Origin of the sequence: Nocardia salmonicida NBRC 13393, from assembly GCF_001613085.1 — a bacterium.
GTDB lineage: Bacteria > Actinomycetota > Actinomycetes > Mycobacteriales > Mycobacteriaceae > Nocardia > Nocardia salmonicida.
In genome coordinates, this window is record NZ_BDBR01000003.1 from 45,041 (window position 1) to 62,492 (window position 17,452).

Annotated in this window: 14 protein-coding genes; 6 read left to right on the forward strand and 8 right to left on the reverse strand. The window is 68.5% G+C overall.

Translation table 11 applies throughout. From position 1 onward, the window contains the following. Positions 1-5: 5 nt before the first annotated feature. A complete protein-coding gene (locus NS1_RS03645) occupies positions 6-1,013 on the reverse strand; it encodes a hypothetical protein (RefSeq protein ID WP_157125086.1) in 1,008 nt (335 codons plus the stop codon). Positions 1,014-1,140: 127 nt separating this feature from the next. Further along, the gene (locus NS1_RS03650) at positions 1,141-2,556 is read right to left on the reverse strand and encodes an amino acid permease (RefSeq protein ID WP_062981621.1); all 1,416 of its coding nucleotides are present in this window, start codon (positions 2,554-2,556) and stop codon (positions 1,141-1,143) included. 144 nt (positions 2,557-2,700) lie between these two features. On the opposite strand from NS1_RS03650, the gene NS1_RS03655 reads away from it, so the two are divergent. Continuing rightward, positions 2,701-3,693 carry an LLM class flavin-dependent oxidoreductase gene (locus tag NS1_RS03655; RefSeq protein WP_062981622.1) on the forward strand — a complete coding sequence of 331 codons (993 nt, stop codon included), beginning with the start codon at positions 2,701-2,703 and terminating at the stop codon, positions 3,691-3,693. Between the two features lie 13 nt (positions 3,694-3,706). On the opposite strand, the gene NS1_RS03660 is transcribed toward NS1_RS03655, so the two are convergent. Next, the gene (locus NS1_RS03660) at positions 3,707-4,534 is read right to left on the reverse strand and encodes an NADPH-dependent oxidoreductase (protein ID WP_062981624.1); all 828 of its coding nucleotides are present in this window, start codon (positions 4,532-4,534) and stop codon (positions 3,707-3,709) included. Between the two features lie 134 nt (positions 4,535-4,668). Here NS1_RS03660 and NS1_RS03665 point away from each other — a divergent pair, with 134 nt between their 5' ends. Next, entirely contained in the window at positions 4,669-5,247 is a 579-nt protein-coding gene (locus NS1_RS03665) for a pyridoxamine 5'-phosphate oxidase family protein (RefSeq protein ID WP_062981626.1), read from the forward strand. A 2-nt stretch (positions 5,248-5,249) separates the two neighbouring features. Here the strand turns inward: NS1_RS03665 and NS1_RS03670 are convergent, their stop codons facing one another. Beyond that, the gene (locus tag NS1_RS03670; protein ID WP_255284405.1) at positions 5,250-6,278 is read right to left on the reverse strand and encodes an SMP-30/gluconolactonase/LRE family protein; all 1,029 of its coding nucleotides are present in this window, start codon (positions 6,276-6,278) and stop codon (positions 5,250-5,252) included. Between the two features lie 134 nt (positions 6,279-6,412). Between NS1_RS03670 and NS1_RS03675 the strand changes: the two genes are divergently transcribed. Continuing rightward, the gene (locus NS1_RS03675) at positions 6,413-7,159 is read left to right on the forward strand and encodes a M50 family metallopeptidase (RefSeq protein WP_062981630.1); all 747 of its coding nucleotides are present in this window, start codon (positions 6,413-6,415) and stop codon (positions 7,157-7,159) included. Here the strand turns inward: NS1_RS03675 and NS1_RS03680 are convergent. After that, complete coding sequence (locus NS1_RS03680) at positions 7,150-7,632, reverse strand: gluconokinase (protein WP_084503458.1); 483 nt, start codon at positions 7,630-7,632, stop codon at positions 7,150-7,152. The genes NS1_RS03675 and NS1_RS03680 overlap by 10 nt on opposite strands. 115 nt (positions 7,633-7,747) lie before the next feature. Beyond that, positions 7,748-9,787, reverse strand: a complete 2,040-nt coding sequence (locus tag NS1_RS03685; protein ID WP_169812737.1) for a CocE/NonD family hydrolase — start codon at positions 9,785-9,787, stop codon at positions 7,748-7,750. Between the two features lie 248 nt (positions 9,788-10,035). On the opposite strand from NS1_RS03685, the gene NS1_RS03690 reads away from it, so the two are divergent. Further along, positions 10,036-10,839 carry a VOC family protein gene (locus NS1_RS03690; protein WP_062981632.1) on the forward strand — a complete coding sequence of 268 codons (804 nt, stop codon included), beginning with the start codon at positions 10,036-10,038 and terminating at the stop codon, positions 10,837-10,839. 5 nt (positions 10,840-10,844) lie between these two features. Here the strand turns inward: NS1_RS03690 and NS1_RS03695 are convergent, their stop codons facing one another. Further along, positions 10,845-12,839: an alkyl/aryl-sulfatase gene (locus tag NS1_RS03695; RefSeq protein ID WP_084503460.1), complete on the reverse strand. Its 1,995-nt coding sequence runs from the start codon at positions 12,837-12,839 to the stop codon at positions 10,845-10,847. Positions 12,840-12,950: 111 nt separating this feature from the next. Next, positions 12,951-14,591, reverse strand: coding sequence for a PucR family transcriptional regulator (locus NS1_RS03700; protein ID WP_084503434.1), 1,641 nt, complete (start codon positions 14,589-14,591; stop codon positions 12,951-12,953). Between the two features lie 130 nt (positions 14,592-14,721). Between NS1_RS03700 and pruA the strand changes: the two genes are divergently transcribed. Together pruA and NS1_RS03710 are read left to right on the forward strand one after the other, a co-directional pair. After that, on the forward strand, positions 14,722-16,368 hold the full coding sequence (pruA, locus tag NS1_RS03705; RefSeq protein ID WP_056817040.1) for an L-glutamate gamma-semialdehyde dehydrogenase: 1,647 nt from the start codon (positions 14,722-14,724) through the stop codon (positions 16,366-16,368). Further along, positions 16,368-17,333, forward strand: a complete 966-nt coding sequence (locus NS1_RS03710) for a proline dehydrogenase family protein (RefSeq protein WP_062981633.1) — start codon at positions 16,368-16,370, stop codon at positions 17,331-17,333. The genes pruA and NS1_RS03710 overlap by 1 nt, the downstream gene beginning before the upstream one ends. The last annotated feature ends 119 nt before the right edge of the window (positions 17,334-17,452 follow it).

The window sequence follows — 17,452 nt, forward strand, 5'->3', positions numbered from 1 at the left end:
GCCCATTACGCCGAGCGTTCCTCCGATCTGCGCACCACATCGACGACCTCGTCGGCGGCGAATTCGACGACCCGACGGACGCGCGAGTTGGCGACCGGCGCCAGGTCCACGACGATCGATGCGCCCGCGGCGGGTTGGCTGATCGCGGTGATGCGGTCTTGTAAGAAGCCGCCGTCGGGGACCGGGACGCGGATGATGTCACCGACCGTGAGCGCTTCGGCGCGGATTCGGCCGCCGGTGGCGGTGGAATCGTGTGTGCCGCACCGGGTATAGCCGACTGTTGCGCCGAGGCCACGTTCGGCGATGGTCCACCAGACGGGTGGTGAGTCGGGTTCTTCCGGGCCGATTCGGTTGTGCCAGGACAGGATTCGGTCGCGTTCGGCTTCGGCGTCGGCACGGGTCTCGTGCAGGGACAGCTGGCGCCGGACCGGGGCGTTGCGGGGCCGGGTGGTGCCCGCAGCGCCGTCGACGACCAGGATCCAGCGGGCGCCGACGGCTTCGTCACGGCGGGCGGTGACCCGTTTGGCCAACGCGAGGCCCGGGGTGGCGCCGAGGCGGTCGGCGGCTTCCTCGATGCTGTCGACCAGCCCCAGCGAACGCAACAGCTCGGCGACCGAGAGTTCCGAGGTGGCCAGTTCCTGAGCGAGCGCGGGCATGGGAGTGCGTCGGCGCCAGCCGATCCGGGCACAGTGCTCGTGGCGGGTGAACCACAGGCCGCCGCGGGAGCGGCGGTGATGGTCGATCACCACCGCCCACCAGTCCCATTCCGGCTCGGCGACAAGGCGTGTGCGGATCCAGCGTTCCCGTTCGGCGGTCGGCACCCGTTCCTCTGGCGGCACGAAATTGCGCAGTGCGCTGCGCACCGCCGATTCGGTGCGCCCGACCGTGATCGCCGTGCGGGCCAGATCGACGCCCGCGCGCAGATCGTCGGCCAGTACTCGGTATTCCGATTCCCGCCAGGTGGTTCCGTGCTGGCGTGGCGGCCGCAGATCGCCGCTGTTCTCGTCACTCATCTCGTGTGCCCCCGTTCTCGCACCGCCCGGCCACACTCGCGTCCGGGCTGGTTGTGTGACACTTCGACGATACCGGGGGGGTATGACAGAAAACGGCTCTCTGCCAGCGGCTTTCCAGCAAACGGAGCTATCCGGTGTGCACGGCGTCGCGGCGGCCGAAGGCGTAGTAGCCCGCACACACCAGTGCCGCCCACACCGCGCCGACGACCAGCGCCGTGCGCCCACCGTCGGTCCACAGCAACAGCACCACGACCAACCCGAGGAAACCCAGTGCGGCCCACGTGGTGACGGGCGCACCGGGCAGTCGGTAGTCACTGCCGGGCAGCTCGCCGGCACGAACCTTGGCGCGATACTTGGTGTGGCACAGCAGGATCACACCCCACACGACGATGATCCCGACGGTGCTCACCGAGGTGATGTAGGCGAAGGCCTTGTCCGGCGAGACGAGGTTCACCACCACGCCGATCACCATCGCGCCCGCCGACGCGCAGATACCGGTGAACGGCACCGACTGTTTGCTCAGCGTCGCGAACTGCGCGGGCGCTTCGTCGCGCAGCGCGAGGCTGCGCAACATCCGGCCGGTGGAGTAGATGCCGGAATTGCACGACGACAGCGCCGCGGTGAGCAGCACGAAGTTGATGATGCCCGCGGCGGCGGGGATGCCGATCTGTTCGAAGACCTCGACGAACGGGCTGCGCCCGGCGTGGAAACTGCGCCAGCTCGCCACCGACATGATCACCACGAGCGCGCCGACATAGAACAGGCCGATCCGGAACGGCAAGGTGTTGATCGCCTTGCGCAGGGTGGTCTTCGGATCGCGCGCCTCCCCGGCCGTCACACCGACCAATTCGACACCGACGTAGGCGAACACCACGATCTGCAGCACCAGCAGGGTCTGGCCGAAGCCGTGCGGGAACATCCCGCCATCGGCCCACAGATTGGTCACCGTCGGGTCGGCGGCATGACCGAAACCGAACACGAGCACGCCGACGCCGATCAGGATCATCGCCAGGATCGCGGTGATCTTGATGGCCGAGAACCAGAACTCCCCCTCACCGAAGAACCGCACCGAGATCAGATTGGCGATGAACAGCACCGCGAGCACGACCAGCGCGGTCACCCACTGCGGGATGTCGAACCAGTACTGGACGTAGTGTCCTGCCACGGTGATCTCGGCCATGCAGGTGGACACCCAGACCGCCCAATACGACCAGCCGGTCGCGAACCCGGCGAACCGGCCGAGGAACTCGTGGGCGTACTCGGCGAAGCTGCCCGAGACCGGGCGGTAGGTGAGCAGCTCACCGAGTGCGCGCATGATGACGAAGATCGCCAGCCCGGCGGCGAGGTAGGCCAGGATCAGCGATGGGCCCGCCTGTTCGATCGCCGCGCCGGAGCCGTAGAACAGGCCGGTGCCGATCGCACCGCCGATGGCGATCATCTGGATGGTGCGCGGGTTCAGGCCGCGTTCGTATCCCTCGGATTCGGCCGTAGGGGCGGACGCCACGGGGGCATCGGTGGATAGGCCGGGGCCATCGGCTGACATGGAGCAGTCCTTCCTTCGCGCGATCAGTCGTGCACGCTACCGCCCCGCGACCGTGGCCGGTGTCACCACCACCGGTGCGCGGAAATACCGACGGCCCGGCGCGGGTTGGCTCCGATAGGGGCAATACACAACTCGAGGAGGCTCATGAGCGCCGTCACGCTGTCGGTTCTGGATCTGGCACCGGTGCAGTCCGATGCGACGGCGGGTGCGGCGTTGCACGCGACGACGCGCTTCGCGCAGCACGCCGAGGAACAGGGCTTTCGCCGGTTCTGGGTGGCCGAGCACCACAATATGCCCGGCATCGCGAGTGCGGCGCCCGCGGTGGTCCTGGCCCATCTGGCCGCGTCCACCTCGCGGATCCGGGTCGGTTCGGGTGGGGTGATGCTGCCGAACCATGCGCCCCTGGTGGTCGCCGAGCAGTTCGGCACGCTCGAGTCGCTGCATCCCGGACGGATCGATCTCGGGATCGGACGGGCACCGGGCACCGATCCGGTGACCGCGCGCGCCCTGCGCCGCAGTGCCGAGGGCCTCGGCGGTGACGAGTTTCCCCAGGAACTCACCGCGCTGATCGGCTTCTTCCGTGGCGCCGATCCGAACGGGATCGTGGCAAGCCCCGGCCTCGGCGCCGAACCGGAGGTGTGGCTGCTCGGTTCGAGTGGTTACAGCGCGCAGGTGGCCGCGGTACTGGGACTGCCGTTCGCGTTCGCCCATCACATCGCGCCGGACAACACCGTGGCCGCGCTGGCGCTCTACCGCGACAATTTCCGGCCCTCGCAGACCCTGAGCGAGCCGTACACGATCGTGGCGGCCTCGGCGATCTGCGCCGACACCGACGCCGAGGCCGATCGCCTGGCCGCGCCCCGTGATCTCGCCTTCGCCAATTTGCGCTCGGGGCGCCCGCAGGCGCTGGCCACGCCGGAGCAGGCCGCGGGCTTCCCCGGCAACGACGCCGAACGCCACTTCGCCGCGCAGCGCAGGGCCGCGCAGTTGCAGGGTTCGCCGGAGACGGTGCGGGCGCAGGCGGCGCAACTGCTCGACGCGACCTCCCCCGACGAGCTGATGCTCAACACCCTCGTCTACGACCTCGACGCCCGCATCCGCTCGCTCGACCTGACGAAGAAGGCGATCGACGGCTGAGTGGTCCGCCTGCTCAGCGCAGTCGGAATCCTCTCAGGGCCAAGGATTCCCGCAGGCGGTGGCGTCCGTTGAGCGAAGCCGCCGAGGCCAGGCGGGCCAGGGTGCGCTCGGTCCAGGAGAACGGCAGGCCCTGATCGGTGTAGATCTCGCCGATCCGCTGTTCGTACTCGGCGACCGGCTCGCGCTGGGCGGGCAGGTCGTAGGTCTCCTGATGCAGAACCGCCGTCTGCGGTAGGCGCGGCTTGACCCTGGTGCCCTCCGTCGGGTCCGGGTGACCGACGACCAGGCCGAAGACCGCGAAGACGTAATCGGGCAGATTCAGTTCGGCCGCAACCGCTTCCGGGTCGTTGCGCAGCGCGCCGATGTAGACCGTGCCCAAGCCGAGGGATTCGGCGGCGACCACCGCGTTCTGGGCGGCCAGCGCGGCGTCGACGAAGCCGACATAGCTGGATTCGAGATAGTCCGCGCCTTCCAGCGGTGCGCCGTGATCGTCGGCGAGCTGACGCAGCCGGGCGAAGTCGGCGGTCCACACCAGCAGCACCGGCGCCTGCTCGATATGTGCCTGACCCCCTGCTATCGCGGCCAGCCGGGCCCGGCGCGCCGAGTCACGCACCTCGATGACGCTCCACACCTGCAGGTTCGACGAGGTCGGCGCCGATTGCGCAGCCGAGACCAACAGCCGAATCGTCTCCGGCGACACGGCATCCGGGAGATAGCGGCGCACCGACTTGTGGGCGTGCACTACCTCGAGCACCGGATTCCACTGCGCGGGGATCTCGGTGGCCGGGTCCGCGTAGCGCTGCTGCACGGGGTGGACGGGGCTCGGTGCGGTCTGTGTCATAGAAGACATCGTCGGATACGGTGCGGGTCGCCGTCTGCGGTAACCCTCAGCGTGAACCGAACGGTCGCCGCGGTGGGACCGTCGATAGGGTGGCTGCGGGGAGCCTGCCGACTGGCGGGACGAGAGAGTGCGTCATGGGCAAGGTGTTCGATCGGATCGACGACAAGTTGCGGGCATTCATCACCGAACAGCCGATGTTCTTCATCGGCACCGCGCCGTCGGTGGGCGGCCACGTGAATGTCTCCCCCAAGGGTTATCGCGACACCTTCGCCGTGATCGACGACCACACCGTGGCCTACCTCGATCTGTTCGGCAGCGGTTCGGAAACGATCGCCCATCTGCGCGACAACGGCCGGATCACCGTGATGTTCTGTTCGTTCACCCGCACCACCCGCATCCTGCGACTGTTCGGTACCGGCCGCGTCGTTCGCCCCGACTCCGACGAATTCGACACGCTACGTCAGCATTTCGGCACCGGGCACCCTGGTGTCCGTGCGGTGGTGGCGATCTCGGTGGAGCGCATCGCCGACTCGTGCGGCTGGTCGGTGCCCACACTCGACCTCGTCGAGGAGCGCTTCATCCTCGACGAGGCCCACACCCGCCGTACCGACGCCGACTTCGCCCGTCGCATCGCCGGCGACAACTCCACCAGTATCGACGGGCTGCCCGCGCTCGAGCCGGACCACCCGCTGCCGTCCACCGTTCGCCGCTGAGGTCAGCTCACCGGTACCGAGGTCACCGCGATCGCGGATTCGGACAGGCTGCCGAGGTAGAGGGTGCCCTCGTGTTCGGCCACCGCGGTGACCAACGCGTAGTCGGTGCCGTCGCGCTGCAGGTCGTGCACGATGGTGCCGTCGAAGTCCACCGCGAGCACCCAGACCGAGCGGACGGGCGCGGGCGTCAGGCGGTCCGGCAGCGCGTCGACGATTCGGCGCAGGATGCCTGGGAGTGGGAACAGCCTGTCCAGCAATGGGTTACGTGGCGAGACGATGCCGACCCAGACCAGTCCGTCGCTGCCGAGCAGCATATTGTCGGGTGAGCCGGGCAGGTTCTCGGCGAGGTAGTCGGTGGTACCGGCGCGCGGACCTGTCAGCCAGTATCGCGTGATCCGATAGGCGCCGGTCTCGGCGACCAGCACACAGGATCGGTCCGGGGCGAGCACCAGGCCGTTGGCGAACTGTAGACCGTCGACGAGCACCTCGAGGCGTCCGTCCGGATCGCGACGGACCAGCTGGCCGCTGCCGGAATGTTCCAAGATGTCGGTCATCCACTCCTCGAACGGCCACCGCCGCGACGAGATCGTGAAGTAGATCGTGCCGTCATCGTCGCGAATCACATTGCTGGGGAACGCGATCGGGGCGCCGTCGATCTCACCGACGACGACTTCCAGTTCCGCGCCGGCCTCGGCCAGACGAAGGATGCCTCGACCCGCCACGCAGATCAGCAGGGAGCCGTCCGCGTCGACGTGCATGCCCAGTGGCCTGCCACCGGCGTCCGCGATCCGCTCGACCGCGCCGCCCGCCGGATCGACGCGCCAGATCGCACCGTCGTCGGTTCCGGTGACGAGCCGACCGTCCGGCAACACCACGACGTCCTCCGGGGCACTTCCCGGCAGCGGCAGCAGTCGGACCGGCGGCATCGGCGGATCGCTGTGGGTCCGGCGCGCACGAGCGGTGGGGCGCGGCGGAGTCCAGCGGTGAGGGCGCATCTGCATGCCCATTGCTACCACGACGAGAGGTGCCACGGGACCGTTGGCACAAGGGCCGCGACCACATCGGCTCGGTCGGAAGTCCCACTCGCGCAGCGAATGTCCGCGTCGCCGATCGAGTAGGGCGCAGCCGCCTGCGCGGTGAGCCCGCGGACGGCTAAAGTGCGGCGGTGAACACCGGATCCGCCAGCTCGCTGCTCGATCATCTCATCGCACCTCAGCCCGCTCCCGCGTGGTGGCTGGTGCTCGCCACCGCCGCGTCGGCGCTGGTGCTGGTCGGGTACCGGCCACTATGGCGGCTGACCCGCAACGCGGTGACGGTGGCGCACGAGGGCGGCCACGCGTTGGTCGCGCTGCTCACCGGGCGCAGGCTGCACGCGATCACCTTGCACACCGATACTTCGGGACTGACCGTTTCCAGCGGCAAACCGACTGGTCCCGGCATGATTCTCACCGCGGCGGCCGGATATCCGGCGCCCGCGCTGCTCGGGCTCGGCTACGCGGCGCTGCTCGGGACGGGCCGGGTCACGGTGATGTTGTGGGCGACGCTGGTGATGCTGGCCGCGGTGCTGATCAAAGTGCGCAATATGTACGGGCTGCTCACCGTGCTGGTGCTCGGCGCGTTGGTGTTCGGGGTGTCCTGGTTCGGCAGCGATCTGCTCCAGGCCGCGTTCGCGTACCTGACGGCGTGGTTCCTGCTGGCCGCCGGGGTGCGGCCGGTCTTCGAGCTGCAAGGGAGTCGACGGAGACAGCCGGGGCGTACCGATTCCGATGCCGACCAACTCGCCCGGCTGACGCACCTGCCCGCGGTGCTGTGGGTGTTGTTCTTCAGCGCTGTCTGCCTGGCGTCGCTGGTCGTGGGCGCGATGCTGATGCTGGCGCCGGTCGAGGAGCTACATCCGCTGCTTCAGCGGTGATCGGCGATCCAGGCGTCGACGGCCTCGGAGACGAGCGTGCTCGGCGGTTGTAGCGCGTTGAGGGTGATGCCCGCTTCGTCGGATTGCAGTGGTTCGAGGGTGTCGAGCTGGGAATCCAGCAGGATCGTCGGCATGAAATGGCCGAGTCGGCCGGTCATCCGGCGCAGCAACTCCTCGCGGGTGGCCGCCAGGTGCACGAAGTAGGTCTGTGGCGCCTTCGCGCGCAGGCGGTCACGGTAGGACCGTCGCAATGCCGAGCAGCTCGCCACCCCACCGGTTTCCTGGTGTTCGGCGAGCCAGTCCGCGACGGTGTCGAGCCAGGGCACCCGGTCCTCGTCGGTGAGCGGGACGCCCGCGGCCATCTTCTCGATATTGGCAGCCGGGTGGAAGTCGTCACCTTCGGCATACGGGACTTCGAGCCGGTCGGCGGTCAGCGCGCCGACCGTCGTCTTCCCGCATCCCGACACCCCCATCACCACGATGACAGGTTCGACCACAGCGACCTCCTCGACGAATGAACTCCGCACGGCATGCCCGCGCATCCCGCTCGATCGAGGGTAGCCGGGGGCGATGACCCCTCCGGGTCGATCAGGGAATCGGTCGGTCGGTGGGCAGGTTGACGAAGCTGGGCGACGCGGGGTCGAGAAGAACATGCTGGGGCTCGAGGCCGCTGGCGTTCAGCATCGGCCGGAACGGCAATGCCTTCGGCGCGTTGCCCGCGAAGACGTCGATGCGCAACCGGTGTCCCGGTGCCAGTACCGCCTGGGTCGGGATGACGGCGACATCGATATCGGTGGGCGCGCCGGGTACCACCGGGAGCATCCGGTCGACGGTGATCGGGTTGAAGGGCGCGGTGAAGTCGCCGTTGATCGAGCGTGCGCTGCGGCGCTCGTCGACGGCCCGCATCGACGAGGTGAGCTGTCCGGTGGTGAGCACGGTCGAGGTGCCGTCGGGGGCCACGTCGTTGACGGTGACGTTCCAGAATCCGTCGGTGGCGTCATGGATGGTGTTGAGCCGCACATTGATCGGGCCCGAGATGACCGTCTGGTCGGTCAGTGGGGCGCTGGTGAAGGTGAGTCCGTTGCGTTCGGCGATGCGGGAGTCCTTCGCGCAGGCATCGAATGCGGCGGTCATGCCCGCCGAGCCCTGCGCCGCGTCGCGCGAGCAGACCTGATTCAAACCCGTTGCCACAGTGAGTGTTTCGGCGGCCGACGGCCCGGTGGCGCTGAGCGATCCGTCGTGCAGGCTGTCCTCGGTGCTGCCGCTAGGTGCGGCGGAGAGATAGACACGGCGATGCGTCACGCCCGGCTGGGGGAACTCCCGCAGCGTAATCCAGCTCCCGCCTTGCTGTTTCACCGTGACGGGCCCGAATCCTTCGACGCCGCTGTCGATGTCCTTGAGCCACTTGTCGAACCACGCCCGCTGCAGCACGTCCAGGCGCGGCGGTGCGCCGGGAACACCGGTGCCCGCACCGGGATTGGCGTGATAGGTGTCGCCGACGATCAGCTGCTTGCGTCCGGCCTGTAGCGGGATCTGCTCGTAGAGCTTGGTCGCGCTGTTGGCGAAGATGTCGTGCCAGCCGCCGTAGACGAAGGTCGGCACCGTGACGTTCTCGGGGTGGCCCATGATCGCCTCACGGAAGGCCGAGGTGTCGTCGAGCGCGCCGTCGAGCGCGGGCGGCATATTCGACAGCGACGGCGTGAGCAGCGATTGGGCGAGCAGGTCGAAATTGGTGGTCGGGTCGGCGATGCGGTCGTTGAACCAGGTCCAGTCGAAGCTGCCGTCGACCATGGAGGCCACATCGGGGACGAGTTTGAGCTGGTTGACCGAGTTCAGCCACATCGGCAGGAAGGTGGTGCCGACGCCGCCGCCGGGAGCGACCACGTCACGCATGAGGTCGCTGCCGGGCTCGACCGGGAAGATCGCCTGCAGCGCGTGCGGTGCGTTCTCGGCGGCACGCAGCTGGTTGATGCCGGCGTAGGAACCGCCGCTCATCCCGACGCGGCCGTTCGACCACGGTTGGGTGGCCGCCCAGTCGATCACCTCGCGGGTGTCGAGCTGTTCGCGCGCGCCGAGGGTGTCCCATTTGCCCTGGGACAGACCGGTTCCGCGCACATCGGCCACGACGACGGTGTACCCGGCGCGGACGAGTTTGCGGTCGACGCCGAGCATGGTCTGGATCATGCCGCCGTCCAGTGCCTGCATGAGGTCACCGAAACCACTGATCGGGGTGGTGGACAGGTTCAATCTGCGCACGATGTCGACGGCGGTGGACTGCAGGCCCGGCATCGCGGCGGCCGATTCGATCAGGCCCGTCATCAGTTTCGAGTACGGGGTGAGGCTGAGCACGGTCGGCAGCGGCTTCTGCTCGATCACGCCAGCGGCATCGGCGGGGCGGTAGACGTCGGCTTTGAGCACCACACCGTCGCTCATCGTGATCTGGACGCCGCGCTCCACCCGGACCTCGGGGTAGGCGCCCGGCCCATCGTGCAGGGCGGTCCAGTCGGCGCCGGGCGCGTGCGGGGGCTGCGCGCCCACGGGACCACCGCCGCAGCCGAGCACGACGACCACCGCGAGGATCGTCACCAGTATCCGGCCGAACCCGCGTTTCGAACCTCTACCCACCATGTATCGCTCCCGACCGGTTCGTCTCCACCGTTGACCGAGCCACCGCACGATCGGCGCAGAAACCGTAACAGCGGTAACGAGTTCGCCGGGCGAGCGTCGGCCCGCTCGGACTGTCGCTGTGAATACGCGTTGTTCCAGTTCAGCGCGGTGGCGGGGTTCCACTTTCTTGTCGGTTGCCGGTGGTTGACTCGGTTCGTGCCGGTGCGATCGGGACCGGACTCACCCATCGCCGAGGAGGACGTTCGACAATGCCCACACGCGACGAAGCTTGGCCGCAGGGAACTCCCTGCTGGATCGACTGTCAGGTGGACGACACCACCGCCGCCCGCGATTTCTACAGCACACTGTTCGGCTGGGAGGTCCAGGACGGTCCCGCCGAAGCCGGCGGCTATCTCATAACCACCCTCGACGGCCGACCCGCCGCGGGCATCGGCCCGAAACCGCAGGGCATGGAAGCGATGCCGTCGGTGTGGACCACCTACTTCGCCGCGCGTCGTGCCGACGAGATCGCCGAACGCGTGAGCAAGTCCGGTGGGCAGGTGTTCGTGCCACCGTTCGACGTGCTCGACGCGGGACGCATGTTCGTCGCCGCCGACCCGGCGGGCGGCGTGTTCGGCGTGTGGGAAGCCAAGGCGCACACCGGTTGCGGCGTTTACAACCAGAACGGCGCGTACTGCTGGAACGAGCTGCACACGCCTGCCTACGATCAGGCACACCAGTTCTACAACGAGGTGTTCGGCTGGCAGTACACCGAGATCGGCGACGGGGCGAGCTTCACCTACTCCACTTTCGCGCTGCCCGGTGACAGCCACGAAGTCGGCGGCATGATGGACGCCTCAGCGCTGAGCACCCCGCCCTACTGGCTCACCTGGATCCAGGTCGACGACACCGACGGCCTCCTGGCCAGGGCCACCGAGCTGGGCGCCTCGGTGATCATGGGCGCCGAGGACGGTCCCTTCGGCCGGACGGGCGTCCTGGCCGCACCGCAGGGCGAGGTCTTCGCTGTGATAGATACGGCCAGGGCGGTCGGCGAGGTTCCCACCGGGTCCTGACGCCGTCACGGAGTGACGATGGCGAAGTTCGGGTCCGGCTTGTCGATCAGGCCGGGCAGCTTCGCCAGGGCGGTGGCGTCGCCGTCGATGGCGATGTCACCGCTGGCGACACCCTTGCGCAGGTCGGCGCCGCCGACCAGGGTGGCGATCAGGGTGCGGCGGGTGAGGGTGATCGTCGCGTCGGGCGCGGACAGCGCGTCATCGGGGAATCGGTCGTGGTGCACGAGGACGCCGTTGCGCAGTTCCACGCGGTGGACGTGGTTGTCCTCGTCGCTGATCCGCCAGTCCGTGGTCATTCGGACATCCCAGGCCTTCGGACCGTCGATCCGCAACGACACCGCGTCGAAGACTTGCTCCACGCTCAGTGCGGCGGCCATCGCGGCGGAGTTGGCGGTGGTCGGCGTGCCGAAGGAACCGTGGCGCAGTTCATGGGCGCCGCTGAGATAGAAGTTGCGCCAGGTGGCGTTCTCCGCGCCATAGGCAAGCTGTTCGAAGGCGCTGGCCTGCAAGTCCTTTGCCGTCTTGTTGGCCGGGTCGGCGAAGATCACGTAGTTCACCAGTTGCACGACCCAGCGGAAGTCGGCGGCATCGTAGGCCTTCTGCGCGGTCCGCAGAGCCGCGTCGGCTCCGCCCATCGCCTCGACGTGGCGGCGGGCGTTGTCCACCGGCGGGTGTTCCCACAGGTGCGCGGGGTTGCCGTCGAACCAGCCCATGTACCGCTGATAGACCGCCTTGACATTGTGGCTCACCGAGCCGTAGTACCCGTGCGTCGACCACGACGCGGTCAGCGCGGGCGGCATCTGCAGCATTTCGGCGATCTCGGCGCCGACGTAGCCCTGGTTCAGCAGTCGCAGCGTCTGATCGTTGAGGTAGCCGTACATGTCGCGCTGCGACGACAGGAACTCTACGATCCGATCGGTCCCCCAGACCGGCCAGTGGTGCGAGGAGAACACCAGATCGGACCGGCGACCGTAGCGGTTGATCGAATCGGTGAGATATTTCGACCAGACATGTGGGTCGCGGACCAGCGCGCCGCGCAGGGTGACGATGTTGTGCATGGTGTGGGTGGCGTTCTCGGCCATGCACAGGATGCGCCGGTCGGGGAAGTAGAAGTTCATCTCCGAGGGCGCTTCGGTGCCCGGCGTCAGTTGGAAGACCATCCGCACGCCGTCGACTCTTTCCTCCTGGTCGGTGCGGGTGACGTGCACGGTGGGCGGGATCAGACTGATTGTGCCGACCGACGTGGTCTGTCCCAGGCCGGATCCCACCTGGCCTTTCGGACCGCGCGGCAAGGCGGCGCCGTACATGTAGGCGGCACGACGGGCCATCGCTGTGCCCGTGTAGATGTTCTCGGCGACGGCGTGCTCCATGAATCCCGAGGGTGCGATCACCGGGCAGCGCCCGGCCGCGACATCCTGCGGGGTGATGACGCCGTAGCTGCCGCCGAAGTGGTCGACGTGGGAGTGCGAGTAGATCAGGCCGGTGACCGGCCGGTCGCCGCGATGTTTGCGATAGAGCGCGAGTCCGGCGGCCGCGGTCTCCGCGGAGACCAGCGGATCGATGACGACCACGCCGGAATCGCCTTCGATCAGCGTCATGTTCGACAGGTCGAGACCGCGGATCTGATAGAAGCCCGGCGCGATCTCGTAGAGGCCCTGCTTGACGGTGAGCTGGGACTGCCGCCACAGGCTCGGGTTCACCGACTGCGGACAGGAGCCGGCGAGGAAGTCGTAGGAGTCGTTGTCCCACACCACTTTCCCCGCCTGGTCGGTCACCTTGCCCGGTTCGAGGGAGGCGATCCAGCCACGGTCGGCATCGACGAAGTCGGTGGTATCGCCGAAGGGCAGGGTGTCGGTCAGCGCGCGGTTGGCATTCAGGATGGCCTCGGTCGGCTCGGTCTGGGTGCTCGACGCAGTGACTCCGCTCGGTTGGTCACCACATCCGGTGACAGTGGCGCCGACCGCGACCGCGGCGGCCGCACCGACTCCGACACCCAGCATCCCGCGCCGCGACAGCTCGCCGCGACCCCTGTGTGCACTGTTCACCGCTACTCCTTCGTTCCACGACTGTCCGACCCGGACAACTATTGCAGACTAACTGCAATATCTGTGTTACTTCTGAGCAATCGCCATTGTCGGCAGTGCGGCCAGCTGGATGTCGAGCAGAAGCCGGTCCTCGGGATCGGTCAGATCGATGCCGAGGACTGTCTCCACTCGCCTCAGCCGATAGCGCAGGGTGTTCGGATGCACGCGCAACGCGGCCGCGGCGGCGCGCACCTCACCGTGCGCGCGCAGATACGCCCGCACCGATACCCGCAGTTCAGCGGCATGCTCGCGGTCATAGGCGTCGAGGGCTGCCAGACGCGGATCGTGCAGGCGTGGCTGCTCGCGGATCAGCTCCATGATCTCGGCCAGCAGCACCGCGGTCCTGGCATCGGCCAGCGTGGCGACCCGGCTGCCAGACGGATCGGCGACCGGACTGTCCAGCACCCGGTCGACCTCGGCTCGCGCACCGGCGACCGCGGTGAGCCCGGCGACCGGTGCGGCAATCGCGGCCCGCACCACCAGTTCGCGGGTCTGCTCGAGTTGAGTGACCAGCTCGCGCACCCACGAGCCGACGCTGCGCTCGGAGTGGTAGGCGGGCAGCAGGACATAGACGCGCTCGCCGATCGCCTCGGTGACCGAATCCTCACGGAAAGCGCTGGCGTACAACCGGATCAGGCCACTCGAAGCGGCCGGTCCCGCGGCGGGACCCACCGGCGCGAAGCCGATCACCGCGGCGGGACCGGTCGTCGGCAGGTTGAGCGCGGCGGCCACCGAGGGCACGTCGACGCCGTCGCCGTGCGCGCCGAACAATCGGCGAACGAGCAAAGCCTCGGTCGAGGGGGCGTCCAACCGCCGCGCGATGATCCTGGCCGCCACCGCCGACGCGCCACGCAGCACCTGCGCCGCGTCGGGCCGTAGCGGTCGCGCGCCCTGCTGCAACCAGATGGTCCCGAGCATTCTGGATTGCGCGCCGTCGGCGCCACGCCGGATACCGACGACGAGTCTGCGGCGGATATCGAGCTCGGGATGCTCCGGCACGTCGACGACCTCGTCGCCACGGCGCACCCGGTCGAACACGCCCCACTCCCGCAGGATCCGCAGGTAGTCGCTCGGGCCTTCCCGGCCGAGGATGGACTGGATGCGCAGCTGGTCGGCCGACGCGTCGGAGGCCGAGTAGGCCAGCACATGTGACTGGGGGTCTTCGATCGAGACCATGCCGCCGGTTTCTTTGGCCAGCACCTGGGCCAGTCCGAACAGATCGGTGTCGGGGGCGAGCAGGTCGTGCTCGTCGGACGCGGCGCGCTGACCGGGTGAGCGGGCCAGCGTCCGGCGGATCAGCGAGAACACCTGGTCCCAGCGCGCCTGCCGATGCACGTGCACCAGCGCGATGCCCGCGGTATGGGCGGCGGCGCGGACCGCGGGCGAGTCGTTGGCGCTCTTGGTCATCAGCACGCGGGGCCGCTGAGCGGGGTCGCGCGCACCGATCTCGCGCAACCAGCGCTCGGTCGCGACGGCATCGACACCGACGAGCAAGTACACCTCGGGCAGCGCGCCCTCGCCGTCGAGGTGTTCGGGCAGGTCGGCGGGCTCGGCCACCGCGACCGTTCGCACCGCGACCGCGTGACCGGCGGGCGCGTCCACGAGCGTGGCCACGGTGTGGTCGAGGGCGGCGAGCAACTCGCGCAGCGTTGTGGGCCCTTCGGACATGGCACACCTCCATTGGTCGATCGGACAAACAAATGCCGAGATCTTCATCCGATCAGATGATTATGACCGCTGCTGATCGGTGTTGACTACGTCACATCCCGCTCTCCCTTACGATGCAGGAGCCGCACTGATGGACGCCATCGCGACCACCCCGCCGCCGGTCAACGAGCCCGTCGGCACTTTCGCTCCTGGCAGCCCGGAACGGGCTCGCCTCCAGACCGCGCTCGCCGAGTTGTCCGCCTCCCCCACCGAGATCGCCCACGTGATCGGCGGCCGCCACCTGCCCGGCGACGGCCCCGCCTTCGACGTGGTCCCACCGCACCGCCACGGCGCCGTCCTCGGCACCCTGCGCGACGCGAGCACCACCGAAACCGCCGCCGCGGTCGAGGCCGCCTGTGCCGCGGCGCCCGCCTGGCAGGCGATGCCCTTCGACGACCGAGCCGCGATCTTCCTGCGCGCGGCCGATCTGCTTTCCGGGCCGTGGCGCGAGAAGATCGCGGCCGCGACGATGCTCGGGCAATCCAAGTCCGCTTATCAGGCCGAGATCGACGCCCCGTGCGAGCTGATCGACTTCTGGCGCTTCAATGTCTCGTTCGCGCGCGAGATCCTCGCCGGGCAACCGCTCTCCTCGCCGGGTGTGTGGAATCGGATGCAGTACCGCTCGCTCGAGGGGTTCGTCTACGCGGTGACACCGTTCAACTTCACCGCGATCGCGGGCAACCTGCCCACCGCACCCGCGCTGATGGGCAACACCGTGGTGTGGAAGCCGGCCAGGAGCCAGGCCGTGGCGGCCTACCTGACGATGTGTCTGCTCGAAGCCGCCGGACTGCCGCCCGGGGTGATCAACCTGGTCAACGGGCCCGGTCCGGTGATCTCCGATGTCGTGCTGGCCGACCCACGGCTGGCCGGCGTGCATTTCACCGGATCCACGGCGACGTTCCAGCACCTGTGGCGCGAGGTGGCGCAGCGCTTGGACGGCTACCGCACCTATCCGCGACTGGTCGGCGAGACCGGCGGCAAGGACTTCGTGCTCGCGCACCCGTCAGCCGATCCGGCGGTGCTCACCACCGCGCTGGTGCGCGGCGCGTTCGACTATCAGGGCCAGAAATGTTCGGCCGCCTCCCGGGCCTTCATCCCGCGTTCGGTGTGGGCGGCGATGTCGGAGGATCTGATCGAACGGACGTCGAACCTGCGCTACGGCGATGTCGCCGACTTCACCAATTTCGGTGGGGCACTGATCGATCGACGCGCCTTCGACCGCAATACCGCCGCACTCGAGCGGGCCAAGGCCACACCGGGTCTGACCGTGGTGGCAGGCGGACACAGCGACGACAGCGTCGGCTGGTTCGTCGACCCGACCATCGTGGTCGGTGACGATCCGGCCGACGAGATGTTCCACACCGAGTACTTCGGTCCGATCCTGGCGGTGCACGTCTACGACGACAGCACCCCGACCGCCTTCGCCGACGCGATGGACCTCGTCGACAGCGGCAGCCCCTACGGCCTCACCGGCTCGATCATCGCCCGAGACCGCACCGCGATCACCGAGGCGACCCAGCGGCTCACCTTCGCCGCGGGCAATTTCTACATCAACGACAAACCGTCGGGGGCGGTCGTCGGCCAGCAGCCCTTCGGCGGCGGGCGCGCGTCCGGCACCAACGACAAGGCAGGCTCCCCACAGAACTTGCTGCGCTGGACCTCCGCGCGCACGATCAAGGAAACCTTCGTCGCGCCGACCGAGCATCGCTACCCCCACCAGGCACCGGAGGTCGACTGATGTCGGTGCTCCTGCGTTCGACCATGCTCGCCGCCGCGCGCTCGCCCCGGCTGGAACGCACCGTCACCCGGCTGCCGGTCAGCCGGGCGGTGGTGGCCCGCTTCGTCGCGGGCACCACCACGGAGCAGGTGGTGCGTGCCGCCGAAACCCTCTTGCGCTCTGGGCGTTTCGTCAGCATCGACTATCTCGGCGAGGACACCACCGACCTGGCCGGTGCCGAGGCGACCCTCGCGCAGTACCGGACCTTGATCGCCGCGCTCGGCGCACTCCCCCAGTCCGAGGTGGCGACGGGAGCTGTTCGGCCACTGGAGGTTTCGGTGAAACTGTCCGCGCTCGGACAGGCTGTGCCGAGCGACGGTCACGCCATCGCGCGCGAGCACGCCCGCCAGATCTGTGCCGCCGCCGAGGCCGCGGGGATCTGGGTGACCGTCGACGCCGAAGACCACACCACCACCGACTCGACGCTGTCGATCGTGCGCGAACTCCGCACCGACTACCCGTGGCTGGGCACGGTGTTGCAGGCGTATCTGCGCCGCACCGAGGACGACTGCCGCGCGATGGCGGGTCCGGGGTCGCGCATCAGGTTGTGCAAGGGCGCCTACGACGAACCGGAGTCGGTCGCCTTCCGCGACAAGGCCGAAGTCGACGCGTCCTATCTGCGGTGCCTCGGCGTGCTCACCGCGGGCGCGGGCTATCCGATGATCGCCTCGCACGACCCGGCGGTGATCACCGCGGCCGCGGTCGGGATGCAGGCGGCGCAGCGCAAGACCGAGGAGTACGAATACCAGATGCTGTTCGGTATTCGGCCCGACGAACAGCAGCGACTCGCCGCCGCGGGCAACCATGTTCGGGTGTATGTCCCCTACGGTGACCAGTGGTACGGGTACTTCATGCGCAGGCTGGCCGAAAGGCCCGCCAACCTCGGGTTCTTCTTCCGCGCACTGGTCGGCTCGCGCGGAAGATGACCGGTTCGGTCGAACAGTCATTGCCGCTGAACATTATTCACTCTCGGTGACTACGCCGCGCGCGTGGCGGTGTACTCGCAGGAGCACACCGTGACGCGGCGGTGTGCGCCGATGGAAGG

Coding starts and splice junctions, on each gene's coding strand:
- NS1_RS03680 (WP_084503458.1), bottom strand. CDS start 7,632: ATGGGGGTGTCGGGATGCGGGAAGACGACGGTCGGCGCGCTGACCGCC.
- NS1_RS03690 (WP_062981632.1), top strand. CDS start 10,036: ATGCCCACACGCGACGAAGCTTGGCCGCAGGGAACTCCCTGCTGGATC.
- NS1_RS03665 (WP_062981626.1), top strand. CDS start 4,669: ATGGGCAAGGTGTTCGATCGGATCGACGACAAGTTGCGGGCATTCATC.
- NS1_RS03650 (WP_062981621.1), bottom strand. CDS start 2,556: ATGTCAGCCGATGGCCCCGGCCTATCCACCGATGCCCCCGTGGCGTCC.
- NS1_RS03700 (WP_084503434.1), bottom strand. CDS start 14,591: ATGTCCGAAGGGCCCACAACGCTGCGCGAGTTGCTCGCCGCCCTCGAC.
- NS1_RS03685 (WP_169812737.1), bottom strand. CDS start 9,787: ATGGTGGGTAGAGGTTCGAAACGCGGGTTCGGCCGGATACTGGTGACG.
- NS1_RS03660 (WP_062981624.1), bottom strand. CDS start 4,534: ATGACACAGACCGCACCGAGCCCCGTCCACCCCGTGCAGCAGCGCTAC.
- NS1_RS03655 (WP_062981622.1), top strand. CDS start 2,701: ATGAGCGCCGTCACGCTGTCGGTTCTGGATCTGGCACCGGTGCAGTCC.
- NS1_RS03645 (WP_157125086.1), bottom strand. CDS start 1,013: ATGAGTGACGAGAACAGCGGCGATCTGCGGCCGCCACGCCAGCACGGA.
- NS1_RS03695 (WP_084503460.1), bottom strand. CDS start 12,839: ATGCTGGGTGTCGGAGTCGGTGCGGCCGCCGCGGTCGCGGTCGGCGCC.
- pruA (WP_056817040.1), top strand. CDS start 14,722: ATGGACGCCATCGCGACCACCCCGCCGCCGGTCAACGAGCCCGTCGGC.
- NS1_RS03710 (WP_062981633.1), top strand. CDS start 16,368: ATGTCGGTGCTCCTGCGTTCGACCATGCTCGCCGCCGCGCGCTCGCCC.